General features: G+C 67.9%; 23 protein-coding genes and 4 tRNA genes. 7 read left to right on the top strand and 20 right to left on the bottom strand.

Annotated features, from left to right (window positions below; all coding sequences use genetic code 11):
• On the top strand, positions 1 to 1,442 hold a 1,442-nt coding region (locus HMPREF2826_RS02805; protein ID WP_070639001.1), incomplete at its 5' end, for an APC family permease.
• Here the strand turns inward: HMPREF2826_RS02805 and HMPREF2826_RS02800 are convergent.
• The 10 genes from HMPREF2826_RS02800 to HMPREF2826_RS02755 all read right to left on the bottom strand — a co-directional run bounded on the left by HMPREF2826_RS02800 (position 1,439) and on the right by HMPREF2826_RS02755 (position 10,987).
• A complete protein-coding gene (locus HMPREF2826_RS02800; protein WP_070638999.1) occupies positions 1,439 to 2,167 on the bottom strand; it encodes a LytR/AlgR family response regulator transcription factor in 729 nt (242 codons plus the stop codon). The genes HMPREF2826_RS02805 and HMPREF2826_RS02800 overlap by 4 nt on opposite strands.
• A 78-nt stretch (positions 2,168 to 2,245) precedes the next feature.
• Positions 2,246 to 3,646, bottom strand: a complete 1,401-nt coding sequence (locus HMPREF2826_RS02795; RefSeq protein WP_246824664.1) for a GAF domain-containing sensor histidine kinase — start codon at positions 3,644 to 3,646, stop codon at positions 2,246 to 2,248.
• Between the two features lie 44 nt (positions 3,647 to 3,690).
• Complete coding sequence (gene upp, locus HMPREF2826_RS02790; protein ID WP_070638994.1) at positions 3,691 to 4,332, bottom strand: uracil phosphoribosyltransferase; 642 nt, start codon at positions 4,330 to 4,332, stop codon at positions 3,691 to 3,693.
• A gap of 86 nt (positions 4,333 to 4,418) precedes the next feature.
• On the bottom strand, positions 4,419 to 5,687 hold the full coding sequence (glyA, locus tag HMPREF2826_RS02785) for a serine hydroxymethyltransferase (protein WP_070638992.1): 1,269 nt from the start codon (positions 5,685 to 5,687) through the stop codon (positions 4,419 to 4,421).
• 67 nt (positions 5,688 to 5,754) lie between these two features.
• Entirely contained in the window at positions 5,755 to 6,234 is a 480-nt protein-coding gene (gene rpiB / locus HMPREF2826_RS02780) for a ribose 5-phosphate isomerase B (protein ID WP_058270747.1), read from the bottom strand.
• A gap of 154 nt (positions 6,235 to 6,388) precedes the next feature.
• The gene (gene prmC, locus HMPREF2826_RS09765; RefSeq protein ID WP_371440566.1) at positions 6,389 to 7,993 is read right to left on the bottom strand and encodes a peptide chain release factor N(5)-glutamine methyltransferase; all 1,605 of its coding nucleotides are present in this window, start codon (positions 7,991 to 7,993) and stop codon (positions 6,389 to 6,391) included.
• 15 nt (positions 7,994 to 8,008) lie between these two features.
• Complete coding sequence (gene prfA / locus HMPREF2826_RS02770; protein WP_070638989.1) at positions 8,009 to 9,076, bottom strand: peptide chain release factor 1; 1,068 nt, start codon at positions 9,074 to 9,076, stop codon at positions 8,009 to 8,011.
• 592 nt (positions 9,077 to 9,668) lie between these two features.
• Positions 9,669 to 9,745 (bottom strand) — tRNA-Pro (locus HMPREF2826_RS02765).
• Positions 9,746 to 9,758: 13 nt separating this feature from the next.
• Entirely contained in the window at positions 9,759 to 10,691 is a 933-nt protein-coding gene (locus HMPREF2826_RS02760; protein ID WP_070638987.1) for a 4-(cytidine 5'-diphospho)-2-C-methyl-D-erythritol kinase, read from the bottom strand.
• Between the two features lie 5 nt (positions 10,692 to 10,696).
• Positions 10,697 to 10,987 carry a Veg family protein gene (locus tag HMPREF2826_RS02755; RefSeq protein WP_070638985.1) on the bottom strand — a complete coding sequence of 97 codons (291 nt, stop codon included), beginning with the start codon at positions 10,985 to 10,987 and terminating at the stop codon, positions 10,697 to 10,699.
• Between the two features lie 132 nt (positions 10,988 to 11,119).
• On the opposite strand from HMPREF2826_RS02755, the gene HMPREF2826_RS02750 reads away from it, so the two are divergent.
• Positions 11,120 to 12,214, top strand: coding sequence for a M24 family metallopeptidase (locus tag HMPREF2826_RS02750; protein ID WP_070638983.1), 1,095 nt, complete (start codon positions 11,120 to 11,122; stop codon positions 12,212 to 12,214).
• A 108-nt stretch (positions 12,215 to 12,322) separates the two neighbouring features.
• Here HMPREF2826_RS02750 and nagB read toward each other — a convergent pair whose 3' ends face one another.
• The 4 genes from nagB to HMPREF2826_RS02730 form a co-directional block, all read right to left on the bottom strand.
• Positions 12,323 to 13,054, bottom strand: a complete 732-nt coding sequence (nagB, locus tag HMPREF2826_RS02745; RefSeq protein ID WP_070638981.1) for a glucosamine-6-phosphate deaminase — start codon at positions 13,052 to 13,054, stop codon at positions 12,323 to 12,325.
• A 73-nt stretch (positions 13,055 to 13,127) separates the two neighbouring features.
• A complete protein-coding gene (gene rdgB, locus HMPREF2826_RS02740) occupies positions 13,128 to 13,763 on the bottom strand; it encodes an RdgB/HAM1 family non-canonical purine NTP pyrophosphatase (RefSeq protein ID WP_070638979.1) in 636 nt (211 codons plus the stop codon).
• Between the two features lie 42 nt (positions 13,764 to 13,805).
• Complete coding sequence (gene rph, locus HMPREF2826_RS02735; RefSeq protein ID WP_070638977.1) at positions 13,806 to 14,561, bottom strand: ribonuclease PH; 756 nt, start codon at positions 14,559 to 14,561, stop codon at positions 13,806 to 13,808.
• Positions 14,562 to 14,615: 54 nt separating this feature from the next.
• Positions 14,616 to 14,691: transfer RNA gene (locus HMPREF2826_RS02730), tRNA-Val, on the bottom strand.
• Positions 14,692 to 14,852: 161 nt separating this feature from the next.
• Between HMPREF2826_RS02730 and HMPREF2826_RS02725 the strand changes: the two genes are divergently transcribed.
• Both HMPREF2826_RS02725 and HMPREF2826_RS02720 read left to right on the top strand, forming a co-directional pair.
• Positions 14,853 to 16,421, top strand: coding sequence for a Mur ligase family protein (locus HMPREF2826_RS02725; protein WP_070638975.1), 1,569 nt, complete (start codon positions 14,853 to 14,855; stop codon positions 16,419 to 16,421).
• 55 nt (positions 16,422 to 16,476) lie between these two features.
• On the top strand, positions 16,477 to 17,406 hold the full coding sequence (locus tag HMPREF2826_RS02720) for an HAD family hydrolase (RefSeq protein ID WP_070638973.1): 930 nt from the start codon (positions 16,477 to 16,479) through the stop codon (positions 17,404 to 17,406).
• A 167-nt stretch (positions 17,407 to 17,573) separates the two neighbouring features.
• Here the strand turns inward: HMPREF2826_RS02720 and HMPREF2826_RS02715 are convergent, their stop codons facing one another.
• Positions 17,574 to 18,800: an iron-containing alcohol dehydrogenase gene (locus tag HMPREF2826_RS02715; RefSeq protein ID WP_070638971.1), complete on the bottom strand. Its 1,227-nt coding sequence runs from the start codon at positions 18,798 to 18,800 to the stop codon at positions 17,574 to 17,576.
• A 239-nt stretch (positions 18,801 to 19,039) separates the two neighbouring features.
• Here HMPREF2826_RS02715 and HMPREF2826_RS02710 point away from each other — a divergent pair, with 239 nt between their 5' ends.
• Both HMPREF2826_RS02710 and HMPREF2826_RS09380 read left to right on the top strand, forming a co-directional pair.
• A complete protein-coding gene (locus HMPREF2826_RS02710) occupies positions 19,040 to 20,134 on the top strand; it encodes a hypothetical protein (RefSeq protein ID WP_070638969.1) in 1,095 nt (364 codons plus the stop codon).
• Positions 20,134 to 21,105, top strand: a complete 972-nt coding sequence (locus HMPREF2826_RS09380) for a hypothetical protein (RefSeq protein ID WP_070638967.1) — start codon at positions 20,134 to 20,136, stop codon at positions 21,103 to 21,105. The genes HMPREF2826_RS02710 and HMPREF2826_RS09380 overlap by 1 nt, the downstream gene beginning before the upstream one ends.
• Before the next feature lie 21 nt (positions 21,106 to 21,126).
• Here HMPREF2826_RS09380 and HMPREF2826_RS02700 read toward each other — a convergent pair whose 3' ends face one another.
• Positions 21,127 to 22,149, bottom strand: a complete 1,023-nt coding sequence (locus HMPREF2826_RS02700; protein ID WP_070638965.1) for a transketolase family protein — start codon at positions 22,147 to 22,149, stop codon at positions 21,127 to 21,129.
• Complete coding sequence (locus tag HMPREF2826_RS09015) at positions 22,136 to 23,848, bottom strand: UTRA domain-containing protein (protein WP_083307200.1); 1,713 nt, start codon at positions 23,846 to 23,848, stop codon at positions 22,136 to 22,138. The genes HMPREF2826_RS02700 and HMPREF2826_RS09015 overlap by 14 nt, the downstream gene beginning before the upstream one ends.
• 256 nt (positions 23,849 to 24,104) lie before the next feature.
• On the opposite strand from HMPREF2826_RS09015, the gene HMPREF2826_RS02690 reads away from it, so the two are divergent.
• Positions 24,105 to 24,179, top strand: a tRNA-Glu gene (locus HMPREF2826_RS02690).
• Between the two features lie 96 nt (positions 24,180 to 24,275).
• Here HMPREF2826_RS02690 and HMPREF2826_RS02685 read toward each other — a convergent pair.
• The 3 genes from HMPREF2826_RS02685 to HMPREF2826_RS02675 all read right to left on the bottom strand — a co-directional run bounded on the left by HMPREF2826_RS02685 (position 24,276) and on the right by HMPREF2826_RS02675 (position 26,179).
• Positions 24,276 to 24,360, bottom strand: a tRNA-Leu gene (locus HMPREF2826_RS02685).
• Between the two features lie 44 nt (positions 24,361 to 24,404).
• Positions 24,405 to 25,391 carry a Ppx/GppA phosphatase family protein gene (locus HMPREF2826_RS02680; protein WP_070638963.1) on the bottom strand — a complete coding sequence of 329 codons (987 nt, stop codon included), beginning with the start codon at positions 25,389 to 25,391 and terminating at the stop codon, positions 24,405 to 24,407.
• Entirely contained in the window at positions 25,379 to 26,179 is an 801-nt protein-coding gene (locus tag HMPREF2826_RS02675) for an FtsB family cell division protein (RefSeq protein WP_148138305.1), read from the bottom strand. Before HMPREF2826_RS02675 ends, HMPREF2826_RS02680 begins: the two co-directional genes overlap by 13 nt.
• Positions 26,180 to 26,304 lie beyond the last annotated feature (125 nt).

The raw sequence follows: 26,304 nt of genomic DNA, 5'->3' as shown, positions 1-26,304 counted from the left end.
GGGCCATCATCGGAACCGGCTGGGTTCTTCTCGTGGGCAACTGGATGGTGGTGGGCGGCGGCCCCATGCCGGCCATAATCGCCTTTCTGATTGCCATGGTGCTGCTCGTCCCCGTAGGGGCTGTGTTTGGCGAGCTCACGGCCGCGATACCCATCTCGGGCGGCATTGTGGAGTACGTGGACAGGAGCTTTGGCCCAACCCTGTCGTTCCTCACGGGATGGATGCTGACCTTGAGCAACTGCATCATCTGTCCTTGGGAGGCCATCGCGATATCGACCCTGCTGACGGAGCACTTCTCGCACATGCCCAACCTGGCATGGCTCACGTCCGTCAGGCTCTACACGATCCTGGGCGCCGACGTCTACCTCTGGCCGACGGTCATCGCGGTGGGTCTGTCGCTTTTGGTCGTGCGGCTCAACTTTCTGGGGTCTGGCAGCTCCGCGCGATTGTCCGTCTCGCTTGCCAAGGTCCTGCTCGTGGGCATGGCACTGACCATGGTAGTGGCGCTCGCCACCGGGTCATCCAGCAACGCCATGCCCGTGTTCTCGCAGGTCTCCAACACCGCCGGGGGCGACACCGAGGCCACCAGCCTCCTGGGCGGCATCCTCGCCGTCCTGGTCATGACGCCGTTCTTCTACGCGGGCTTCGACACCATCCCCCAGCAGGCCGAGGAGGCCTCCGAGGGGCTTAACTGGAGCACGTTCGGCAAGATCATTCCCCTTACGCTCATCGCGTCGGGAGGATTCTATGTCGTCTGCATCTACTCCTTTGGGACCATCCTGCCATGGGTCGACTTCGTGAAGTCTCCCACCCCGGCCCTGGCCGCCCTGGAGAGCATCGACGTTCTGCTGTATGCCGTCATCCTGGTGATAGCGGCCCTGGGAACCCTGGGGCCCATGAACGCCTTCTTTGGCGCCTCCACGCGCCTGATCCTTGCCATGGCGCGCAAGGACCAGCTCCCGTCGTGCCTGGGAACCCTTGACGAGGAGCATGGGGTCCCGCGCATCGCCTGCATCGTCATGACGGTCCTGACCCTCGCGGGGCCCCTCCTTGGCCCCAACACGCTCGTGGCGATCACCAACGTATCGGCACGGGCCATCGTGCTGGCATCGACGATACTGTCCCTCTCCTGCCTCCGGCTGCGCAGGACCGAGCCCGACCTTCCGCGCCCCTATCGCGTCCCCGGCGGACGTCCCGCCATCATCTGGGCCTGTCTCTCAGGCTGCGTGATCACGGCGTTCATGTTCCTGCCCATGAGCCCCCAGTGTCCCAGCGCCGGCGAGTGGCTCGTCATGGTTGCGTGGGTCATTCTGGGCCTGGCAATACGCGAGGCGCACCGGATGCTGACGCGCCCCGCGAATGCGGGCGGGAGGACGTCGCCCCCGCCGCCCCTTCGCCCAGGGGACGACAGGAAGAACCCCGGCTTCCAGGGGCCTCGCTAGCCTATGCTCAGTGCCGCCTTTAGCTGGGAGGCCCGGCGGCGAGAGACTGGTATGACGCGATCTTCGCCCGTCAACGTGAGCTCCATCAGCCCCTGGCCCAAGGCCCTCACATCCTCGATGCGCGCCAGATTGACGACGAAGCTCTTGTGGACTCGCAAAAAACCTTCCTCGGCGAGGGATTCCTCGAGGGAGCTCAGCGAGGTCTTGGCCAGATAGAGCATGCCGCGCGCATGGACGTCCGCATTGTCGCCGCACGCTTCGACGTAGGTAATCTCTCGCGCGAGCAAGAACATCCTGCTTCCGTCTCCCTCGACGGCGATGCGCAAGTCACGCCCCGAAGACTCGCTGTCGCGCTGCCTGATGACGCTCTCAACCTTGGAGAGGGCCTGCTCAAGGCGGGACGCCTCGACAGGCTTGAGCACGTAATCGGCGGCGTTGAGGTCAAAGGCGTGGGCGGCGTGCTCGGCGTACGCGGTGATGAACACGACGACGGGCGGCGACTTGAAGTCACGCAGAAACTCCGCGAGCCTCACGCCGCTGGGTCCGGGCATCGATATGTCGAGGAACACCACGTCCACGCCGCCCGCCATGATCAGCTCGACGGCGCGAGTCACCCCTCCGGCCTCGTATATCTGATCCACCCGTCCGTCCTGGGAGAGCAGCCAGCGCAGCTCCTCCCGAATGGGGGGCTCGTCATCCACGATGAGAATGTTCCAGCCTGCCATGTGTCACCTCTGATTGCGAAATCGGACCAGGGTCATGTGCGTCCAGCAGCCATCCTAGTGCAGCGCGCGCAAACGCACTCAGGAGGCCTGCCCAAGAGGGCGTGCCGTCCCCTCGGATGGGGTGGGGCTTCCGACAAGAAAAATGGTCACGCGCGTGCCCTGGCCCTCCTGCGACTCCACCTCTATGCCGGAATCCGCCCCGTAGGACAGCCTGACCCTGGCGAGGACGTTGCACAGGGCAAGTCCGCAGCCCTGATGGTGCTGCTCCACCTCACCGCCCTCCGGGCGGCGCTCCGGGTCAAAGAGCGAGGCGCGGACGTCCTCGGACATGCCGATGCCGTCGTCCTCCACGCAGATGGTCAGCCTGTCTTCCTGCACCTTGCTCGTCACGACGACGTGCAGGGGCTCCTCCTCGCGCATGCCGTGCTTGACGGAGTTTTCCAGGATGGGCTGAACGATGAAGGGGGGCACGAGCAGGTCGCGCGTCGCGTCGTCGATGTGCATGGCGACCTTCAGACGCTCGGCCCCGTACCGTGCCTGCATGAGGTTTATGTAGCGTGCCCCCTGCTCCACCTCCTGGCTCACCTTCACCAGCTCGTCGGAGTCCCCCAGGGTCTGCCGATAGTAGTTGGAGAAGTCTATGAGCAGGGAGCGGGCGCGGTCAGGTGAAACGCGCACTATCGACACGATGGCGCTGATGGTGTTGAAGAGGAAGTGGGGATCGACTTGCGACTGCAGGGCGCTGAGCTCCATGCGCATCGAGCGCTTGGCCTGCTGCTCGAGCTCGAAGGAGACGAGCTGGGACGAGAGAAGCTCGCCAAAGCCCGTGCTGAGCGCAATCTGACGCTGGTCTATCTGGTTGACGCGCGTGTAGTACAGCTCGATGGTGCCCACCACATGCGTGTGAACCGAGAGCGGCACGACGATGCCCGCCCTCAGCGGAAAGATGTCTGAGGGGGGCAGGTCGTCCCGCTGAAAGATGCTGGCGCTGCCGCTCTCGAGCGCCCTGGTGGTGGCCTCGCTCACCGGACTTCCCAGCGGATAGTGGTCAGCGTTCTTGCCGGCGCTCGCCAGCATCTGTCGGCCGTCCGTTATGCAGATAGCCGAAGCAAAGGTCTCCGGCAGGATCGTCTCGCAGATGCCTTGAGCCATCTCGGGGGTAAGGCCATGCTGCGCATAGGCCAAGAGGTGCGAGGCGATCTGAAGGGTGCGGTCCGTCGCCGTGAGCGTGAGGTCGTCCGGCATGACGAGAACGTACGCGTAGAAGAAGCAGAGCGGCACGATCGCGGAGACTATGATGACGGCGGGCGCGGGGTCGGGCTCTCCCACGAAGAACTCAATGAGCAGGATGAGCAGGACGACGGAGCAGAGCACCAGCGCCCCGCCGACCCAGCGGCGCATGACATGCGCCCAGCGCGTCTGGTTCTTCTGTGCCGACCACCCAAAATCCACAAGGACTCCCCATCCGGCGCATGCCACGCAAACGCCTTGAGCCGCGATGCCCAAAGGTGCGCTTTTCCCGCCTAGATCGTCCCGTAGATGCGGTCGCCCGCGTCGCCCAGACCAGGCAGGATGTAGGCGGACTCATTGAGCTCGCGGTCGAGGGCGCAGGTGTACAGACGCACGTCATGGTCAAAGTCGAGCACCGCCTTGACGCCCTCGGGGGCGCTCACCAGGGTGAGGGCGCGCACGTCCCTGACGCCCGCCTCGCGTAGGAACTGGATCGCGGCCGTGAGCGAGCCGCCCGTGGCGAGCATCGGGTCAACGACGAGGCAGGTGCGACTCTCGATGTCAGGGGGAAACTTGCAGTAGTACTGATGGGGCTCGTGCGTGACGGGGTCACGATACATCCCCACATGCCCGACGCGCGCCGCCGGCACGAGGGAGAGCAGGCCGTCAACCATGCCGAGGCCGGCGCGCAGGATCGGGATGATGGCAACCTTCTTGCCCGCGATGCGCTTGCAGACCGTGGTCTCGAGGGGCGTCTGGACCTCGACGTCCTCGAGCGGGAAGTCGCGCATGGCCTCGTAGCCCTCGAAGATGGCCAGCTCGCTCACCAGCTCGCGGAACTGCTTGGTGGACGTGCCCTTGTCCCTGAGAATGTGCAGCTTGTGCTGGACAAGGGGGTGGTCGATGATCGTCAGGCGACTCGTGTCAAAATCCATGCGCGAAGTCCTCTCTTCTCATGTGGGCGCCCGGACGCGCGTGACATGCCGCAGAGCGCCGGGGCGTCAGCTGCGCCGAGGAGATTCTAGCCCAGCTCGGGATACAGGGGGTGCGGAGCGAGAAGCTCCTTGACCTCGGCCTCCGCGCGGTCGAGCACCCGCTCGTCATTGATGTGTGCGACGACGTCGCCGATGAGCTCGCCGATTCGCTCGCAGTCCTGCTCGCCGAAGCCGCGGGTCGTGGCGGCCGCCGAGCCCACGCGGATGCCGCTCGTGACAAACGGCGAGCGGCGCTCGCCCGGGATGGTGTTCTTGTTGACGGTGATGCCCACGCGCTCGAGGGCCTGCTCGGCATCCTTGCCGCTGACCTGACCGTCCGCGACCTTCGTGAGGTCGGCGAGGACCAGATGGTTGTCCGTGCCGCCCGTGACCAGGCGAATGCCGCGAGACTCCATGCCGCGCCCCAGGGCCTTGGCGTTGATGAGCACCTGCCCTATGTAGGTCTTGAACTCAGGTCGGAGCGCCTCGGCAAAGGCGACGGCCTTGCCGGCGATGACGTGCTCGAGCGGGCCGCCCTGCGAGCCAGGGAAGACGGCGGAGTTGAGGCGCCGGGAGTATGCGGGGTCGTTCCACAGGATGATGCCCCCGCGGGTGCCACGCAGGGTCTTGTGGGTCGTGGAGGTCACGACGTCGGCAAAGGGGATGGGGCTGGGGTGCAGGCCCACGGCGACGATGCCGGCGATGTGGGCCATGTCGACCATGAGGATCGCGCCGCTGTCATGGGCGATCTTGGCAAAGCGCTCAAAGTCGATCAGGCGCGGGTAGGCGGAGGCGCCAGCGATGATGATGGCGGGATGGCAGCGCTGCGCCCTCTCTGCCACCTCGTCGTAGTTGATGCGCTCGGTGTCGGGGTCGAGTCCATAGCTCTGAACGTCAAACAGCTTGCCCGAGAAGTTGGCCGGCGACCCGTGGGTCAGGTGACCGCCGTTCGAGAGGTCCATGCCCATGATGGTGTCGCCGGGCTTGGCGAAGGCGGACTCGGCCGCATAGTTGGCCTGGGCTCCCGAGTGAGGCTGGACGTTGGCAAAGTTGCAGCCAAAGAGCTGCTTGACGCGGTCGATGGCAAGGTTCTCGACCTTGTCCACCGCCCAGCAGCCGCCGTAGTAGCGCTTGCCGGGCAGCCCCTCGGCATACTTGTTGGTGAGGGGGGTCCCCACGGCCTGCATGACGGCCGGCGAGACGAAGTTCTCGGAGGCGATGAGCTCGATGGAGTCGCGCTGGCGAGCGAGCTCCTCGCCGACGAGCTCCGCGACCGCAGGGTCCTGGGCGCGAAGGCCCGCGAGATAGTCTGTCATCCATGTTCCTTTCCGACGGGGACACGCAGCACCACCTATGGTACGGGCGAGCCGGGTCCCTCAAGCATTAGTTCTCTGCCTGGAAATCCTCTCCCACGCCATGGAAGTCGGGGTCGTTCTCGCGCATGGCCTTCTCGACGCGGACGGCATGACGGCCGCCCTCCCATTCCTGCGTCAGGAAGATGCGAACGATCTCCTTGTTGACGTCGAGCTCCGTGAAGCGTCCCGAGATGCAGAGCACGTTGCCGTCATTATGCTCGCGGAAGAGCTGGGCAAACTGAGGGGTCTGGATGACGGCGGCGCGGATGCCGGGCACCTTGTCGGCCGTGATGGCCATCCCGATGCCCGTCCCGCAGATGAGGATGCCGCGGTCGGCCTTGCCGGCCGCGACGTAGCGAGCGACCTTGTCGGCATAGTCAGGATAGTCGCAACGGCCCCCGGTCGCGGGGCCCATGTCAATGACCTCGTGGCCCAGCGAGCGCGCGTATGCGGCGAGGGGCTCCTTCTGGTCGAATCCACCGTGGTCAGACCCAATGGCTATTCTCATGACGTCTTCCTTCGCTACGACGGCGGGCACCCTGCCCAGATTGGGGATTCCTATGGGCAGTGTAGCGCATGGCACCCGCCCGCCAGGACGTCCGTCAGGGCATCGCTCAGGCGTGACGGATCCCGGGCGCGTCCTGACGGCGAGGCAGGGATCGTCACAGGCCCAGCAGGTGAAAGATTCGATCCCGTGAGATGGCGCCCTCCCGCAGGATGCGAGGCTCCGCCCCCGTGCAGTCGACGATCGTCGAGGCCACCGCCAGCGGCGCCGGGCCCGCGTCCAGGGTGAGGTCGGCCATCCGCACGAGCCGCTCCTCGACCTCGGCGCCCGACGTGGCCGAGGCCTCCCCATGGGTGTTGGCGCTCGTGGTGGCCAGGGGCACGCCCAGCTCCCGCGCGACGCTGCGCACGAGCGCGGAGGCGGGGCAGCGCAGGGCGATGGTGGGCTCGCCCCCGTCCGGCGAGGCGAGCGCGTACTCCTGGGGAACGAGTCGACTCGCCTTGACGACGAGCGTGAGCGCGCCCGGCCAAAGCTCCCGGGCGAGGACCTGGGCCCACGCGGGAACGTCGTCGCCATAGATGGCCAGGTCACGAACGTCCGCGACGAGCCAGGGCAGCGTCTGGGCCGGGTCGCGGCGCTTGATCGTGAAGATGCGCCCGAGGGCGGGGTTATGGGGGATGGCGGCACAGCCGATGCCATAGACGGAGTCGGTGGGCATGACGACCACGCCCCCCTCCAAGAGCACGTGCGCCACGTCCCGCACGAGCACGGGACTGGGGTCGTCCTGGTTGACGCCGAGCACCTTGGTGCGCTCCACCATGGTTCCTCCCTCTTTCAGGCTTCCCTCTCGCAGGGCGACGAGCACGCGGGGGCGGCGTGTGAGGTCCTGGCGCACCTCGACCGACGCCCAGCCGCCCTGCGCGCGCGTGAGCTCGGCCGCCGTGCCCACGTTGCCCTCAAAGAGCTCCACGCACATGAGGCCGCCCGGCCGCAGCGCCGCGGGGGCCAGCGCGAGGATGCGACGAAACACGTCCAGGCCATCCCTCCCGCCGTCCAGGGCGAGCGTCGGCTCAAAGGCGGACACCTCGGCGGGCAGGGTGGGAACCAGGGCGCTGGGAATGTAGGGCGGGTTTGAGACGAGCACGTCAAAGGTTCCCATGAGAGACGCGTCCACGCCCTCGGCCAGGTCGCAGCCGATGACGTCTATCGAGCGCGCGAGGCCCAGGGCGTCTCGGTTGCGGCTGGCCAGGCTCGCGGCATGGGGCGAGAGATCCGTGGCAACCACCCTGGTGCCCGGACGCTCACAGGCCACGGAGCAGGCGATGCAGCCCGAGCCGCAGCCCAGCTCGAGCACGTGGGCCGCGTGGCCGGCCGCACGCGCCGCGTCCACGCCCGCAAGCGCCGCGTCCACCAGGACCTCGGTCTCGGGGCGCGGGATGAGCACGTCCTGCTCGCAGCGCACCACGATGTGCCTGAAGGGCATCTCGCCCGTGACGTACTGCAGGGGCTCCCCCCGGCCGCGCCTGAGGACGCCGGAACGCATGGCGTCGAGCTCCGCCGACGTCAGCACGTGGTCGAACTTCGTGTAGATCTCGATGCGCGACAGGCCGCAGGCGTCGCTGATGAGCCACTCCGCCGAGAGACGGGGATGGTCGTCCCCCCTCGCCTCAAGGTAGTCGCGGGTCCAGTCGAGCATGCGCTTGACGGTCCACGCCTCGTCGGCCCGGGGACGCGTGACGCCCCCCATCTGCTGCCCGTCCATGCCCGAGCGCCCTGCCTAGACTGCCTGCGCAAGCTTCTCGGCGCGGTCGGCGGCCGCGAGGGCCTCGATCACGGAGGGGAGCGTGTCGCCCAAAAGGACGCCGTTATAGGTGCCGTTGAAGCCGATGCGATGGTCGGTCACGCGGTCCTGAGGCTGGTTGTAGGTGCGAATCTTCTCGGAGCGGTTGCCGTGGCCGATCTGCGCGAGGCGGCTGGCGCCCTGCTCGGCCTGCTGGCGCTCAAGCTCCACCTCGTACAGGCGGGCGCGGAGCATCTGCATGCAGACCTCGCGGGTCTGGATCTGCGAGCGCTGGTCCTGCGACTGCACCACGGTGTTGGTCGGCAGGTGCGTGATGCGCACGGCCGAGTAGGTCGTGTTGACGCCCTGGCCGCCGGGTCCCGAGGCACAGTAGGTGTCAATGCGCAGGTCCTCGTCCTTGATGTCGATGTCAATGTCATCGGCCTCGGGAAGCACGGCGACGGTGGCCGTGGAGGTCTGGATGCGACCCTGGCTCTCGGTCTTGGGGACGCGCTGGACGCGATGGACGCCGCTCTCGTACTTCATCACGGAGTAGACCTTGTCGCCCAGGACCTTGAACTCGATGGTCTTGTAGCCGCCGGCCTCGGACGGACTGGCGGAGAGGACCTCGACCTTCCACCTGCGCGAGGCGGCGAAGCGCTCATACATAGCAAAGAGGTCGCCGGCAAAGATGCCCGCCTCGTCGCCGCCGACGCCAGCCCTGATCTCGACGATGGTGTCCTTCTCGTCGTTGGGGTCGCCGGGGATGAGCATGACCTTGATGGTGTCCTCAAGCCCCGGAAGCTTCGCCTCGTTCTCGGAGATGTCCGCCTGGAGCATCTCCTTCTCGTCGGGCTCGGAGGTCTCGCGCAACATCTCCTTGGCCGCGTCGATGTCGTCAAGCGCGCCCAGATACTCGCGGGCCTTCTCCACGAGCTCGGACTGGTTGGCGTGCTCCTTGGCGATGCGCGCGTATTCCTTGGGGTCCGACACGACGGCCGGATCCATCATCCTCTTCTCGAGCTCCTCGTAGGCCTCGATGAGCTTTTTCAGCTTGTCACGCATGACACGTCTCCTCAGGTCGTCAGCGCTCAAAGTCTACCACGGCGGCGGGGCGTCACCCGGCATGCTTGCTCTCTAATATGGCTGCGCTGGCAAAGGGGGGCCACCCATGGACCTCAGCATGACGACCGGGCGCGTCAAGCACACAAGGACGGTCATGCGTTAGCTACTTGCGAAGAGTCGGCCGCCGTGGGGGGCGCACAGGGAGGGCCACGTCACTGGCGATGGGCTGGAGAGCCTTGGAGGAGGACTCACCTGACCGCAAGGAAACCGAACGGCATGTGTGCCACCTCGACGATGCGATTCGCAGGGAGTGCAGCGGCGACAAGATCGCCCACGTACGGTTGCGAAGGGATGGATTGCCGGCCGCAGCGCAGAGAAAGCAGCCACGAACGGCTATAAGGGACTGAGTCGCCCCGGTCATCCACTGCTAACGTTCGATAGGTAGAGCTGGCCAAAATAGCACGAGATACGCGAGGAATGAATCGACTCGCGCAATTGATGTAGCTCGCTCAGGTCGGAGACGATGCTTATGGCCAGCGTGTGCCCAAGATAAGAAAAGGCCAGGGGCTTTATGCCTCTGGCCTGCCGTTTCTGGTCGGGACGACTGGATTCGAACCAGCGACCTCACGGTCCCGAACCGTGCGCGCTACCAAACTGCGCTACGTCCCGTAACGGAGCCACTCTAGCAGAACTGCGTGCCAGATCCAACTGTCTCGCACGAGATTGCCCACCAGCCGGGGCGCCAGACGCGCGCGGCGCGCACGACGCGCCGAGCGGCGGGCGTTCCGTCCACGATTGCGAACGCGCAGCTGCCCGATCCGGTGAGCTGCGCGCCCATAACGCCCCTCTGGGCCCGCAGCCAGGACAGCGCCTCGCCGCAGGCGGGAACCAGGCGCTCGGCAGCGGGCGCCAGGTTGTTGTGCAGCGACGCTGCCACACGCACGACGTCACCGCGCTCGAGCGCCTCCTCGAGGGGTCCCGGGTCCTGCGGTGTGCTGGGCGCCTCGTCATACGCCCGGTACGCCTCGGGCGTCCCCACGCCGCACGAAGGCCGCAGTAGCACGACGGGCACGCCCGCGAGGCTCGGGAACGACCGCGCGGGGACGTCACCCCTCCCCACAAGCAGCGTGGGGTCGGGTCTCAGGAAGAACGGCACGTCGGCGCCGACGGAACGAGCGACCCTCACCACGCGCGCGTCGCCCGCCGCCTGCGCGGGGCTCATGCCCCAGAGCCGGCAGAGTCCCAAGATGGTTCCGGCCGCGTCTGAGGAGGAGCCACCCAGGCCGCTGCGCGGCGGAATGCGCTTTGTCAGGCGCACGGCATAGCGTGGGCTTCGCCCAAAGGTCTCGCACAGACGGCGGGCGGCCACCCAGGCCGTGTTCCGCGAGGCGGGCACCCCCACGTCCTCGCTCAGCGTGAGCCGGGGGAACACGTCGGCGGCGGGGGCATCGCCATCGGCGGCGTTATCGAGCTCGCTCACCCGGACCTCGTCGGCCACGTCGAGCGCGACCATTATCGAGTCCGCGCGATGGTAGCCCCGCTCGTCCCGTCCCGGATAGATGCCCAGGTGCAGGTTGACCTTCGCAGGTGCGCGCAGCACGACGGAGTGGGCCACGTCGCCTACTCCAGGCCGGTGAAGTCCAGCAGGCGCTCGCCCGTGTCCGGGTCGTAGAGCTCGACCGTCGAGGTGAGGACGTCGACGTACTGGTAGGACTGGCGAGAGGTACGTCCGCGGCGCTCCTCGACCTCAATGATGAACAGCGCGTCATAGGTGCCGATGAGCGTTCCCGTGCGCTCCACGATGCGCGAGCGGCCCAGGTTTGCGCGAACTCGCAGCGCATTGCCCCGCAGTTCCGTGAGCTCGTCGCGAATCCGATCGACCCTGTTGGCCGGTGATGCCTCTGAATGCATGCGGTCCTCCAAAGCGAGCGCCAAATGCCCAAAATGACGCCATAATAGGTGCAAGGATATAGTTTAGGCCATGGATGACGCACCGTCGTGCCCGTCGCCAATCGTTCATGAAAGGGATAGGAGCCTGCATACATGGACACCTCACGCGCAGATGCCGTGCTGCGAGGACTCGCGGACCTCGGACTCTCCCAGATGCTCGTCTGCGACCCTCTCTCCATCTGGTGGCTTACGGGCTACCACACCGAACCCTTCGAGCGCTTCCTCGGGCTGCTCGTCACGAGGGACCCTGCGAGCGGGGCGGCGCGGGGCGCCCTCTTTGCCAACCGCCTCTTTCCCGACCCTGAGGGCGCGGCTGACGAGGTCGTGACCTTTTCCGACACGGACGACCCCGTGCCGCTCGTGGCCTCCCACGTTGACGCCGACGCGCGCCTGGGCGTGGACAAGGCCCTTGAGGCGCGCTGGCTGCTCCCCCTCATGGAGGCCGGGGCCGGCAGCGGTTGGGTGCTGGCGTCACGAGCGGTGGACGAGGCGCGCTCCATCAAGTCGCCCCGGGAGCAGGAGCTCATGCGCGCCGCGAGCTTGGTGAACGACGAGGCGATGGGCTGGCTCGCCTCGCAGGTCAGGGTGGGCGTGAGCGAGCGCGAGATTGCCGAGGGCCTGCTGGCGCAGTATCGTCGCCTGGGCGCCGAGGGCCATTCCTTCTCGCCCATCGTGAGCTTTGGGGCCAACGCCGCGGACCCCCATCACGAGCCGGACGACACGACCCTGCGGCCTGGGGACATGGTCCTCTTTGACGTGGGCTGCAGGCGCCGGCGGTACTGCTCGGACATGACGAGGACCTTCTTCACGGCAGCGCCCACAAGGCGGCAGCTGACCGTCTATGACGCGGTCCGCCGGGCAAACGAGGCGGCCGAGGCGCTTGTCGCCCCCGGCGTGACCTTTGCCCACATAGATCGCTGCGCCCGCGCCGTCATCGAGGAGGCGGGGTTTGGGCCCAACTTCACGCATAGGCTGGGGCATCAGATCGGCCTGGTTGACCACGAGCCGGGAGACGTGTCCGCGACCCATGACGAGCCCGTTAGGCCCGGCCAGTGCTTTTCCATAGAGCCGGGCGTCTATCTTCCGGGCGAGATGGGCGTGCGCATCGAGGACCTCGTCATCGTCACAAAGGACGGCTGCGAGGTCATCAACCGCTATCCCAAGTCTCCGCTGGTGCTGGGCGTGTGATCTGCCCCCTCACCTGAGGCCGACGCGCCCCGGACGGCCGTCCGGGGCGCTGCGGGCATGGGTCAAGACCAGGGGCGTGCCTGCGCCCTCGCGACGTCGCGCCTGGCGTCAGGCGGGCATCTTGCAGAGCGCCGCCTCGTCCGCGATGACGGTGCAGGCGGCATGCAGCTGCAGGATGGAGGCGGGGCACTGGGGGTCGACGGGGCCCAGGCACATGGCGCGCACGGCGTCGGCCTTCTCCTCGCCGCTGGCGACCACCAGGACGCTGCGGGCGAACATGATGGTCTGGACACCCATCGTATAGGCCTGGCGCGGAACGTCCTCGACCCGGTCAAACAGGCGGCTGTTGGCCTCGATGGTGCTGGGCGTGAGGTCCACGCAGTAGGTTCCCTTCGAGAAGACCGCGCCCGGCTCGTTAAAGCCCACGTGCCCGTTGCGCCCGATGCCCAAAAGCTGCAGGTCGGGGTAGCCAGCGTCGGCCACGCTGCGGTCATAGGCGGCGCAGACCCCCTCAGCGTCAAGGTTGGAGCCGTCCGGCACGTGCGTGTTGGCGGGATCGATGTTGATGCGGTCAAAGAAGTTGGCGCGCATGAAGTGATGGTAGCTCTGGGGGTCGTCATGGGCGAGCCCGCGATACTCGTCCAGGTTGAAGGTGGAGACCTGCGAGAAGTCCAGGTCGCCCTTCTCATACCACTCGATGAGCTGGGCGTAGATGCCCAGGGGGGTGGATCCCGTGGCAAGCCCCAGGACGCTGTCGGGCTTGAGTATCACCTGCGCGGAGATGATGTTGGCCGCCTTGCGACTCATGTCGTCGTAATCATGTGCCCTGACGATTCTCATTGCGTGCATCCTTCCTGCTCGAACGGTATGGCATGACGTCATCGCTGACGATGGTACGCCTATGGGAGGCCGCTCACAGCTTGGCGGCAAGGTCGGCCAGCGCGCGATACCGGTGCGAGATCTGGTTCTTCTGCCCGGCGTCCAGCTCGGCCATCGTGACGCCCGGCCTGTCGTCGAGCACGAAGAGCGGATCGTAGCCAAACCCGTGGCTCCCCCGCCGCGCGAGGCCGATGCTGCCGGGGCAGTCCCCCTCGCCCGAGATGACCTCCTCGCCGTCCTCGTCACGCCTCACAAACACGACGGACGAGTGAAAGCGGGCGGTCCGCTCCCCCTCCGGGACGTCGGCCATCTCGTGCAGGAGCTTGTCGTTGTTGGCGTCGTCGTTGCCGTGCTCGCCGGCCCAGCGCGCCGAGAAGATGCCGGGCGCCCCTCCCAGCGCGTCAACGCAGAGGCCGGAGTCGTCGGCCACGGCCATGGTGAGGCCCGTCTCGTCCAGGGCGGCGCGGGCCTTGATGAGCGCGTTGTCATGGAAGGTCGCGCCGTCCTCCACGGGGTCCGGATAGGAACCCAGGTCGCCCAGGGCGACAAAACGCGCGTCCGTGAGCCTTGGAGAGAGGATGGCCGTGATCTCGCCCACCTTGTGGGCGTTGCCCGTCGCGATGACCACCGTCGTGGCCCGGTCAAGCGTCGAGAGGTCGAGGTCTGTCATGGGGAGGTCTCCTTGCGTCATGCCGCGTCGCGGCCCAGATGTCTATGAGGAACGCTCGAAGCCCGTCACGTCCCTCTGCAGGCGGACGAGCTGCGCCACGCCCGCCTGACACAGGTCGATAAGGACGTCAAGTTGGTCGCGACCCATGGTCGCGCCCTCGCCGGTGCCCTGCACCTCGACGATGCCGCCGCAGTCCGTTCCCACGAGATTGAGGTCCACCTGGGCGTGGCTGTCCTCGGGATAGTCCAAGTCGAGCAGGGCCTGGCCCCCGACGAGCCCCGCACTGACGGCCGCCACCTGGCCCGTGAGCGGCAGGCGCTTGATCCTGTCAGAGCGCACCCAGCTCATGAGGGCGTCATGCAGGGCGACCCAGGCCCCGGTTATCGACGCGGTCCTCGTCCCCCCATCAGCCTGGATGACGTCGCAGTCGCAGGTCACCGTGAGCTCGCCCAGGCGCCTGAGGTCCACGGCGGCGCGCAGGCTCCTGCCCACGAGCCGCTCAATCTCCATTGACCGGCCCTTCCTGCCGCGATACTCGCGCTTGCCGCGCGTGTTGGTGGCGGCGGGGAGCATGGCGTACTCCGCAGTGACCCAACCCTGCCGCGTCGCCCTGCGCCAGGGCGGCACGCCCTCCTCGATGACGGCGGTGCAGATGACGCGCGTGTCCCCGAACTCCGCCAGGCAGGAGCCGTCCGCGTGCTTCATGACGCCCGGCGTGAGCTTGACGGGCCTCATCTGGTCGGGACGTCGGTCGTGGGAGCGCCCGCATGACAGCGGGACGCCAGGGTTCTGCGGCATGGCACCTCTTCTCGACGACGCCAGGCGGGCCTCATGCGAGGTCCAGAGCGCTCGTGGTGGGCGATGAGGGATTCGAACCCCCGACCTTGTGCGTGTAAAGCACCTGCGCTAGCCACTGCGCCAATCGCCCGTGCGCACCAGGAGTGTAGCACAGCGCGACAGGCGCCCCCGGCCGTCACAGGGCTACGTCAGGCAGCCAGGCGCCGCACAAGGACGCGCGGGACCACCCGTGACGGGCGAAGGCGCGAGACGAGCCGGTCTTGCGACGCCCGCGCAGGCTATACTAGCCCCATGAAGACGAACACCACACTGACCGCCTTGGCCGACCTGCTTCGCGAGGAGGGCATCGACGCCCGGCTCGTGCGCTGCCCGCAGGGAGGCGACGAGGGCGTCTGCGGCGTGGATTGCGACTCGCGCCGCGCGGGGGCGGGCCGCCTCTTCGTCTGCAAGGGAGCCGCGTTCAGGCCCTCCTATCTTGCCGACGCGCTCGCGGCGGGTTGCGGCGCATACCTCTGCGCCGAGAGCCGTGCTGTCGAGCTTGCGGTTGTCGCCCCCGACGCCTGCGCCCTCGTGGTGCCTGACAAGGAGCTGCGACGGGCGATGGCCCTCGTCTCCGCTGAGGCCTGGGGGCACCCCGAGCGTCACCTCCGCATCATCGGCGTCACGGGCACCAAGGGCAAGTCCACCTGCACCTACATGATTCGCTCCATATTGGACGCGGGCGCGACGGACGGAAGGGCGCGCGCCGCCATCCTGGGGTCCATCGAGACCTTTGACGGCGTGGAGCGCTTTGAGAGCGTCAACACCACGCCCGAGGCCCCCGACCTCTGGCGCCACCTTGCCAACGCGGTCGCCGCGGGCCTTCCCTATCTGGTCATGGAGGTCTCGAGCCAGGCGCTCAAGTATGAGCGCGTCGTGGGACTTGACCTGAGCGTGGGCTGCTTCCTCAACATTGGTCGCGACCACATCTCGCCGGCCGAGCACCCCAGCTTCGAGGACTACTTCAACAGCAAGCTGCGCATCTTTGACCAGTCGCGCGCAGCGGTGGTCAATCTTGACATGGACCATGCCGCCAAGGTCGAGCGCGCGGCGAGGGCGGCAGCAGCCTGCGAGCGCGTGACGCGCTTCTCGGCAGGAACCCACACGGCGCCTGGCTTTGCCGAGGTCTGGGCGCGTGACGTGACCTCCACCGGGGACGGGTTGCGCTTTGTGGCGCACACCCCTCGATGGGAGCGCGAGCTCACGCTGCCCATGCCCGGGAGCTTCAACGTCGAGAACGCCCTGTGTGCCATCGCGGCCTGCGAGGGCGTGGGCGTAGGTCCCGACCAGATCGCCCGGGGGCTGGCACGCGCCGTGGTCCCCGGCAGGATGGAGCTGCTCCCCACCGCTGACCCCCGGGTGACGGGCATCGTGGACTACGCCCACAACAAGCTTTCGTACCAGCGCTTCTTTGCGTCCATGAGCAAGGAGTTCGCCGGCAGGGCCATCATCGCAGTACTTGGGGCCCCGGGCGGCAAGGCCTTCGAGCGGCGCGTCGAACTGCCCCGGGAGGCGGCGCGCTGGGCCGACCACCTCATCTACACGGAGGAGGACCCCGCCTGCGAGGACGTGGCGAGCATCTGCGCCCAGCTGTCCCAGGCGACGCCCCCCGACACGCCCCACGACATCGTCCTCGACCGTGAGGCGGCCATACGTCGTGCCGTTGACCTGGCGTTCTCCAGCCCGACGGGCGCCCTGGTCTGCCTGCTGGCAAAGGGGGACGAGACCCTTCAGCACAAGGGGGACGCGTTTGTGCCCTGCGAGACGGACGCCACGCTCTTCAGGCGGGCGGTCGCGGACCACCTGGCGGCGTCGTCCTGACCCAGAGGAGCCTGCCGCGCCCGCCCGGACACACGGCCCAGCGAAAGGAGGGCACATGCCCGCCCTGTCACTTCCCACCTTCCCCACCGACGCCTCGTCTCTTCCCGAGGACCTGGCGGATCGTCTCTCGCGCGTCAGGCACGTGTTCTCGGACACCGACGGCACCATGCTGAGCTCGAGCTGCGCCCTCGTCGCCAGCGACGGGACTCCCTCCTTTGAGCTTGCCCGCACACTCGTGGACGCGCGGCGGGCGGGCCTTGACGTCATCACCTGCACCGGGCGCAATCGCGCCATGGCCCGCGAGGACGCACGCCTGCTGGGCATGGACGGATGGATCGGCGAGATGGGCGGCATCCTCTGCCTGAGCGAGGCGGGGGCGGGCACCTGGCACTACTTCACGGCCGACATGCCCTACGACGAGGCCTCCGGCAAGACGCCCCACGACGTCATCACCGAGACCGGCGTCATCGACCGCATGCTCGAGCGCTGGTATGACTGCCTTGAGACCTACCACGACAACAACATCGGCTATCAGTACCGCGAGGTCACCGTCGCGCTCAGGGGCGCCGTCGTCGAGGACGAGGCGCAGGCCATGCTGGACGAGACGGGACTCCCCCTCTACCTGGCCGACAACGGCCTCGTGAGTCGCATAACGGGGGCGACGATCCTGCCCTCCTTCGGGGGTGGCAAGGTCGAGGACGTCCACACCTACCACGTCATGCCCCGCGGCCTCGACAAGGGCTCGGCAGTGAGACGCTACATCGAGCTCAAAGGATGGGACCCCGACGAGTGCCTGGCCTGCGGCGACTCGCCGGCCGACTGCCGCATGGCCCGCGAGGTGGGCACCTTCATGCTCATGCGCAACGGCATCGACAACCCCAAGGCGCAGGCGGCGCTCGCGGGCGTCGGCAGCGCGTTCGTCTCGGCGGCAGGCTCCACCGACGGCTTCTGCCAGGCCCTGCGCACGCTCCTCGCCCTGCGCTAGCGCCCGGCTCGCTGAGCCTGGCCATCGTTCGCGGGTCTCGGCATGCGCGCGGTCGGCTGCCCGCGCTCGCGGCCTTGTGGGCGGCGTCCCCTCGCATGACGAGGGGACGCCCCGGCATCACCCGGGGCGCCCCCTGCAAAACCGTGCGTGTCTTCGTCCGTGCGACCCTAGAAGTTGACCGGCTCGTCAAAGTAGCAGCACTTGAGAATCTTCTCGAAGTCCTCCGGCTTGGTCTCGCGGGGGTTCTCGGGCGTGCAGGCGTCAAGCGCCGCGTTGGCGGCGACGGAGGGGAGCTTCTCGAGGAACTCCTTCTCGGACACCATCACGGGCTCGCCGGTCTCGTCGGCCTTGATGCCGCCGTTGGCGTAGTTGCTGATGGACTGCGGAATCTTGAGCGCGTCGTTCATGCCGCGGATGTACTGGACGAGGTTCTCGACGAGCTGGTCGTTGGTGCTGCCCTCAAGATGCAGGATGTCCTTGGCGACAAAGGCGTAGCGCTCGTTCGCGCGGGCGTCCTTGGCGTTCCACTGGATGACCTTGCCCAGATACATGGCGTTGGCGGCACCGTGGATGATGTGTCCGTTCTCAAAGGCAGCGCCGGTCTTGTGGGCCATGGAGTGCACGATGCCCAGAAGGCCTGACGAGAACGCGATGCCCGCGATGCACTGCGCCTCGTGCATGTGCTGGCGTGCCTCCTTCTGCCCCTCGAAGGACGCGGGCAGCCACTGGGTGATCTCGCGGATGGCGTGCAGGGCGTTGGCGTCGGTGAACATCGAGGCGGCCGTGGAGACGTAGGCCTCCAGGGAGTGCGTCAGCGCGTCCATGCCTGTGTGAGCGCAGAGCTTGGCGGGCATGGTGTAGGTGAGCTCGGGATCGACGATGGCGATGTCCGGCGTGATCTCAAAGTCGGCGAGAGGGTACTTGATGCCCTTCTCGTAGTCGGTGATGACCGAGAAGGCCGTCACCTCGGTCGCCGTGCCCGACGTCGAGGAGATGGCGCAGAAGTGGGCCTTGGTGCGGAGCTTGGGCAGGCCGAAGACCTTGCACATGTCCTCGAACGTGGTCTCGGGGTACTCGTACTTGATCCACATGGCCTTGGCGGCGTCGATGGGGCTGCCTCCGCCGATGGCGACGATCCAGTCGGGGCCGAACTCCTGCATGAAGGCGGCGCCGCGCATGACCGTGTCAACGGAGGGGTCCGGCTCGACGCCCTCGAAGAGCTTGACCTCCATGCCTGCGGCCTCAAGGTCCGCCTGCACGTCCTGCAAAAAGCCGCCGCGCCGCATGCTGCTGCCGCCCGAGACGATGACCGCCTTGCTGCCCTTGAGGTTCTTCACCTCATGTCGGGCACCCTCGCCAAAGTACAGGTCACGCGGATTGGTAAAGCGTCCCATGTAAATCCCCCTCACGTTGCGAACGGTCCGACGTCCCGGCCTAAGGCCCGGACGCATGGCAAACATGTCATCTGCCATACAATTGCCTATTGTAACCAACTTGTTTCGCCACGCAAAATCGAGCTTGCGCCGTGGATGTGTCATCGAGCCGCGGCGCGCGTGCCGACGGGGCAAGTCGGGTAGGATGTGGTGGCATACGAGCGGCAGCCACTCACGTCTTCAAGGGGGGGCACGAGCACATGGCGTTTGACCCTCATAGGGAGGACTATCAGAGGATGGCCCTGCGCTTTGTCCGAACCTTGGACGGACAGGAGGCGGATGACGCGCTGCGCGCCTTCGCTCACTTTGGGCGTCTCTACAACCAGGAGAGCGACCTGCTTCCCCAGAGCGACGAGGAGCGCTCCTTCCATCTGATGGCGGATGCCGCCCACCTCATAGACTATGAGCTCCCCTTTGCCGACGACGCTGACGCCGAGGGCATCGTCTCAAGGGCCCACACCCTCCTCGAGGAGGCGCTGTCCCTGGACCCCGCCAACGCCGACGCACGACGCATGAGGCAGGCCGCCCTGATCGTGGGCTTTGAGCCCTTCTACGCCTTCCTCCTCGAGGGGCAGGAGCAGGTGAGGCTCCAGTGCGAGGAGCGCCGCGAGCGCGCCCTCTGTGAGGGGAACCATGAGCGCTCGTCGTTCGGGGCCTTTCTTGCCCTTGCCCCGTACCTGCGCTGGCTGGCATCCCTGGCGTCCAAGGCCCTGATCTGCGGCCACAATCACGCCGCCGTCGACGCCTGCGAGAGGCTGTTGGCGCTTGACCCCTCGGACGCGGCGGACGCCCGCTTTACGCAGGCCCTCGCCCTCGCCAAGCTGGAGGATGCGACGGGACTCGACGAGCTCGAGCGGCGCGTCGGCGCGATGGACCTGGACCGTCCCCGCCGGCCGCAGGACGCCTGGCTCCAGCTCTCCCGCTGCGCGCTCGCCTACAAGCAGGACGACCTCGCCCGCGCGCGCTCATGGCTGCACGGCGTCTGCGAGGGATACCCCCAGGCGCGCGCGACGCTCTATCTGCAGAAGGAGCTGCCCGACGGCGTCTTCGCACGGCTGGCCCTGCCCCCTCTGAGCGAGGACGAGCTCATCGTTGCGGTCTCCGAGGCAACCGTGCTGCTGCAGGAGGGGCGCGACCGACGCGGCAGGGGCAGCTTTGGCGCGTGGGTCATGGACGAGGTCGCCAAGGAGCTCTCGCCCCGCGAACGTCGGGAGCTCGATGAGCTCAGAGACGCCCAGGTCCAGGACGGACGTGGCGAGGGCGGCTCGGCCCCCTCAAAGGAGGGGAGCGCCTGATGGACGCGAGGGAGGAATACGTCCTGCGCATCGCGCAGCGACAGAGGAGGGGTCGGGGCCTGTCCGACGCAGCCTATGCCGAGCTGCTCCTTGCGGTGCGCCATGACCCAGAACGCTTCGCGGGCGCGCCCCAAGATGAGTCCATGGCCCTGCTGGGACGCGCCCTTGACCGTTACGCCGCATCGATCGGCGCGGATGAGTCACGTGACGACGAGGAGTATCTGCGCGCCCGCCAGGTCCGCCTCGCGACGCTTCAGGAGGCGTGCGCCGCCATCCTGCGCCAGGACCCCTCCTGCGTTGACGCGCGGCTCTGCGCGCTCATCGCGCGCGACCTCGACCCCGACGACCTCCTGTGGCAGCTTAAGGGGCTCGAGCGGGACGCCCTGCCGTCCCTCGACGCCGCCGACGGCGAGCGGGGCGCAGACCCGTGGTCCGACGTGCTCTGTCGTCCCGCGCTGCGCGTGAAGGCCGCGATCTGTCGGACGTACCTCGAGTCGGCCCGATACGACCGGGCGCGCGAGAGCGCCCTGGAGCTCTTGCGGCTCTCGCCCCTTGACTGCCTGGGCGCCCGTCACACCGCCGCGCTCGCATGCGCGCGCCTGGAGGACGAGTCCGGCTTTGAGGCGCTCGTCGCCCGCTTCGGGGGACGAGGCGACGCATGGCAGGGCCTCGCACGGCTGATACTCCTGTTCAAGCTGGCGCGGCCCGCAGCAGCCCGGCGGGCGCTCGCCGGCTACGACCGCCTCTGCGAGGGCGGGGTCTTTGCCTTGCTTCGCCCCGTCTACGTGGAGCCCTACATGCCCGACCGCCCCGCCACCGCACCCTACGGCTTTGACGAGACGACGCTCGCCGTCCACGAGGCCGACGCCATCATCGTGGACGTGCCCGACCTCGTGAGCTGGGTCGAGTCGGTGCCGGGGATGACCGAGTCCGCCGCCGCCTTCGCACGAAGGTCAGGGTTTGAGTTCTAGCGCCCCGCGCCGCAGAGGGCGCTAGCGCACCCTCCTGTAGCCGTCACGCACCTGCGCGGCGATGCCCGCAGGGTCAAGGCCGGCGCGCGCAAGCACCGCGTCGCGGGCGTCAGCCTCAAGATAGCGATCGGGAAGCCCCAGCCTCAGCAGGGCGGTCCCCCTGCCGCGTTCGGCGAGGGCCTCGGCGAGGGCGGACCCCAGCCCGCCCACGACGCTATGCTCCTCGACGCTCGCCAGCAGGGCGGGCGCCCCCAGTGCGTCGATCGCCCCCGCGTCGAGGGGCTTGACGGTGGGCAGGGCGAGGACACTCGCCTCGATGCCCTCGGCGGCCAAGAGCTCGGCCGCCCTCAAGGCGCGGCAGCTGATGGTGCCCGTGCTCACCAGGGCCACGCGGGCGCCCGCGGCTCGGCGCAGGAGGTGCGGGCGGCCGGGCGCGCGACCCACGCCCCCGGGGTGAAGGTTGGCCCCCCAGGCCTCGTTCATGCGCACGTAGGCGGGACGCGGTGCGCGCCCCAGCTCAAGGAGGGTCGCGGCGAACTCCGCGTTGTCACAGGGGCTCACGACCGTCATGCCGGGAATCTGCCGCATGACGCCCAGGTCCTCGAGGGCCATGTGGCTGGCTCCCAGGATGGCGGCGTCGCAGCCACATCCCACCCCCACGAGCGCCACCGGGGATGCCATGATGCCCAGGTTGACCCTCACCTGGTCGAGCACGCGCGAGGTGATGAACGTGGCGTACGAGGGCGCGAAGGTGGTGAGACCCTCGTTGGCGAGGGCCGAGGCGACCTCGACCTGGTTCTGCTCGGCGATGCCGCACTGCACGAAGCCCTCCGGGCAGAGCTCCCGAAACCGTGACAGGTTGAGTCTGCGGCCGTAGTCCGAGACGACGACGGACAGGCTCGCGTCAGTCGTCGCCAGGCGCCCCATGACCTCCCCGAAGACGTCCTTGTGGGAGAGCGTCGACAGACGCCGCGCGTCCTCGGCGGACACCAGCAGGTCCGGCGCCGCCGCCCGCTGCGTGGTTTGTCCCTTAGCCTCTGCCATGACGGACGGCCTCCTCCCGGGCGTCAAGCTCGCCCATGGCACGCTCGTAGTCGTCCCGCGACAGGGCGTTGTCGTGCCAGATGACGTTGTTCTCGGCAAATGAGACGCCCTTGCCCTTGATCGTGCGGGCGACGATGGCGCGCGGACGGTCCGTCCGCAGCGACAGCGCCTGGACGAGCGCCATGACGTCGTGGCCGTCCACCTCCTGGGTCTCAAAGCCAAAGGCGGCAAACTTCCGCTGGATGGGACCGTTGTCCATGATCTCTGACGTGGGTCCGTCAAGCTGCATGCCGTTGGCGTCGACGATCACCGTGAGGTTTTCCAGGCGCTTGAAGCCCGCGAAGGCGGCGGACTCCCAGACGGAGCCCTCCTCGCACTCGCCATCACCGACGATGCAGAACGTCCGCGCGCCCGGATGGGTGCGCCGCAGCGCAAGGGCGAGGCCCGCCGCGTAGCCCAGGCCCATCCCCAGGCTTCCGCCCGAGGTCTCGATGCCGCGCGAGGGGTCGCGCTGGGGGTGCTTGAACAGCACTGCCCCCTCGCCGAACAGGCCGCGGTCAAGGTCGTCCTGGCTGATGAGGCCCGCCCTGAGCAGCGCGGGATAGAGGGCCACGGAGGCGTGCGCCTTGGAGAGCACGAGCCGGTCGCGCTCCTCCCACGGCGTCGAGTCCTTGCCCGTCCTCATGACATGCAGGAGCAGGGTCACCACGATCTCGACCATGGAGAGGGCTCCACCCAGGTGAAAGGGGACGCCCTCATAGCGATGGGCCAGGGACACGACGTCGCGACGCACCTGCAGCGCCTGAAGCTCAAGCCGTCGCCTGAGGGCCGCCTCTCCGCCCGGGCCTCCCTGCGGCCGATCGCCGCCCCGGACGATGGCGTCCGTCTCCAGGTGACCTCGGGTGACGTCGTCCGGCAGGGCGCTCGCCACGATCGAGGTCCCGGGCCTCAGGCTGGTGAGGCTCCATTCGACGACGGAACCGTCATCCAAACTAATGACCTGCTCAAGCCCCAGCAGGGCGTCAGAGGGGGCGCAGGACAGGAGCGCCGCATGCTCCAGCCCCGCCTCAAAGGAGAGATACCGGACGTTTGACGCGGCGACCCTCTTTCCGGAGCAGCGCTGCACGGCGTCAAAGAGCGACTCGCGCTCAAAGACCGCCTCGTCGAGCCGGGGGCATGCCTCCAAGTTTGACCAGCTCTCCTGGCACACGATCGCGTCGCCGCCCACACTGCGGACGCGACGCATGAACAGCGTGGGCGCGCCGACAAGAACGCCCAGGTGAGCGGCGACCGATCGGGGGGCGCCGACGACCTCGCGCGTGACCACCCGCGTCGTGAACTGTATGCCGCGCTCGTGAAGGAGCGTGGCGAACGAGAGCGGAACATGGGCCGCGGGACGGGGCAGCCCCCCCTGCGCCACGAAGCTTCCGCTGCCCTTCTTGGTGATGATGTAGCCCTCCAGGGCGAGCTCCCTCAACGCGTGTCGTATGGTTCCCCGGCTCACCTGAAACTGCGCGCAGAGCTCGGCCTCCGACGGGATGGCCTCGCCCGCCCTCCACGTGCGCGCGTCAATCTTGTCGCGCATCATGAGCTTGATCTGCAGATAGAGGGGGCTCGCGGGGACGTCGCCCGCAGCCGTGCCGCCCGCATGGCCCGTCACGCCCTCCGGCGTGGGAAAGAACGGCCTCTGACGCGACATCGTTCCTCCCTCCTTCTCGTCCAGGAGTCAACGGGCCCGTCCGCTGGAGTCCATAAGCTGGACAAGTGATATACAAGATAGACTATACAAGCCTGATACATGATACGTACCGAAGGACCTGGGCCACATCGGGCGTCGCGAGAAGAAGAGAATCAACACATCGCCTTGGCAGGATGGCGGGAGCCGCCTGACGCCGCGTCCTGGCGAAGGATGGCAGGGACCTCCTCAGGCCGCGCTCTGATATACTAATCGCCGCGTCCCCATCGTCTAGTGGTTAGGACATCGCCCTTTCAAGGCGACGACACGAGTTCGAGTCTCGTTGGGGGCACCATTTGAAGTCTCCTCGAACCCGCCGGTCTCAGGCCTGGCGGGTTCGTCGCCTGCGGTGTTGCAACGAACCCGCGGCACCGCACCGCCAGAGCGCGCATGGTAGGGGCGGTGGGACTCGAACCCACAATCCTTGCGGCGAGAGATTTTAAGTCTCCTGCGTATGCCAATTCCGCCACGCCCCCGCACGTCGGCAACCGTCGCACTGGCAGCTTAGCACGACCGGGGGCTAGGGCCTGGTGAGGCTGGGCGTCCATCCCACGGGCGTCCCCCTGCCCTCCTGCGCCCGCCCCGCGCAGATGGCGAGCCCAAAGAGCAGGTCGCTCTCGCTGACGGTCAGCTCATCGAAGCCGGTCGTCTCCATGAGCGCCGCCAGGGCGACGGCCCCCGCCACGATGACCGAGGCCCGCTGCGGCTGCAGGCCGGGAAGCTCGGCGCGACGCGCAACGCTGAGGCCCGCCAGCTGGTCGAGAAGCGCCTCAAGGTCGCGCGCGGTGAGCGAGGCAAGGTGCACGCGCGTCGCGTCATACGGCACGAGGCGCTCCTTGACGGCGACGAGGCTCGTCGCGGTACCCCCTGTCGCCACCAGCCGCTGCGGCCTCGTGCGCAGGTAGCCGCCCTCGTTGAGCGCCTTGGCGAAGATCCGCGTCGCGTGGGCGCGGGCGGCGGCGACGTCCTGCGGAGCGGGTGGGTCCTCCCGCAGCAGAAAACGCTCCGTCATGCGGCGACAGCCGACGCTCGTGGAGCACACGCGCTCGACGTCCGGGATTCCCGCCTCGTCAAGGCGTCCCAGGGCAAGCTCGGTCGAACCTCCCCCGCTGTCGGCGACGAGCAGGCGCTCGCCCGGAAGGTCCTGGGCGACGCCGAGAAAGGTGAGGAGGCCCTCGATCTTGCCCGGGATGACCTCGGGGTCAAGGCCGCGACCCCGCAGGGCACCCAGCAGCTCGTCGGCGTTGGAAGCGTCGCGGGCGGCGGCCGTGAGCGTGCAGCAGACGTGCGCGGCGCCCGCCGATCGCGCCGCCCGAAGATACCCGTCGACGCAGGCGCTCACCCGACGCCGGGCCGCCGACGAGATGCGACCCGAGGCGGCAAGCCCCTCGCCCAGGTTGCAGATCGTCGAGCTCTTGGCAAGGCGACGGACGACGCCGCCCTCGAGGTCTGCCACGGCAAGGCGGGCCGTCACCGTGCCCACGTCAATGCAGGCTACGCGTTCCATGTTGCCTCCGGGTCATAGCAAAACACCAGGTCTAGCGCCTGGACATACCAGCTGCGACCGTCGGGGTACGTCATGGGCGCCGAGGGGTCGGCCGTCTGCGACGGGACGTCCTGCCCGGTGGAGGCGTCGGCGTGCTCTCCCGAGTCGGTGGCGTCGGTGCCTTTGGACGTGTAGCCGAGCCTGCGTGCCTCCTCCTCGATCCCCTCACGCGTCTGCAGGCGGTTGACGTCGCTGGCAAGCGCCTCGTTCTTCGAGAGGATCCGGTCATACTTGAGCTGGAGCACCTCGCCCGTCCTGCGGGCCACGTAGTAGTCGCGCGTGGGTCCGTATAGCGCGACGAGGGCGATCAGCAGCGCGACGAGAGCGACGCAGCGGCGTGGATGCGTCGCGACCCAGGTGCGAAGATGCTCCGCGCGCTGTTTGAGCGGGGGCGTGGAAGGTGCGGCTCCGGAACCGTTCGCCTCCGCATGGTCCCGCGCGTCGGCGCGTGCGCGAGCGGCCGTCGGCGCAGGGTGGCCAGGCGTCTTCTCCCGCGCGACGGAGGGGGCCGTGCCGGGTCTGGATGCGACGCCCGCACTGCGGCTTCGGGGTTGCCGGTAGTCGAGGTCGTCAAAGTCCCCCTTGGTCTTGAGGGGCTTGTTGTCGATCTTTCCTCGCGTGCGCCTGGTCCCGCGATGGGGGCGTTCGGGCCCGCTGGACGCACCGGCGACGGCAGGCTCGGTCGGCATGGGCGACGACGACGTCGCTGACGCCCGCTCCTCCGGATTGTGCCGCTCGTCAGTGCTCATGCCACTCTGCTTCGTCTCATCGTCGGTTGGGCAGGAACGCGCCCTCCTCCCCGACGGGCGAACCCGACGGGAGAGGTGCCAACATGGCCTGCGGGCGCCCCTGCCCTAGTTATACCAAAGCTGCA

The sequence above is a fragment of the Olsenella sp. HMSC062G07 genome (assembly GCF_001811895.1).
Classification (GTDB): Bacteria; Actinomycetota; Coriobacteriia; order Coriobacteriales; family Atopobiaceae; genus Olsenella_F; species Olsenella_F massiliensis.
This window is presented reverse-complemented; position numbering and strand designations above follow the sequence as displayed.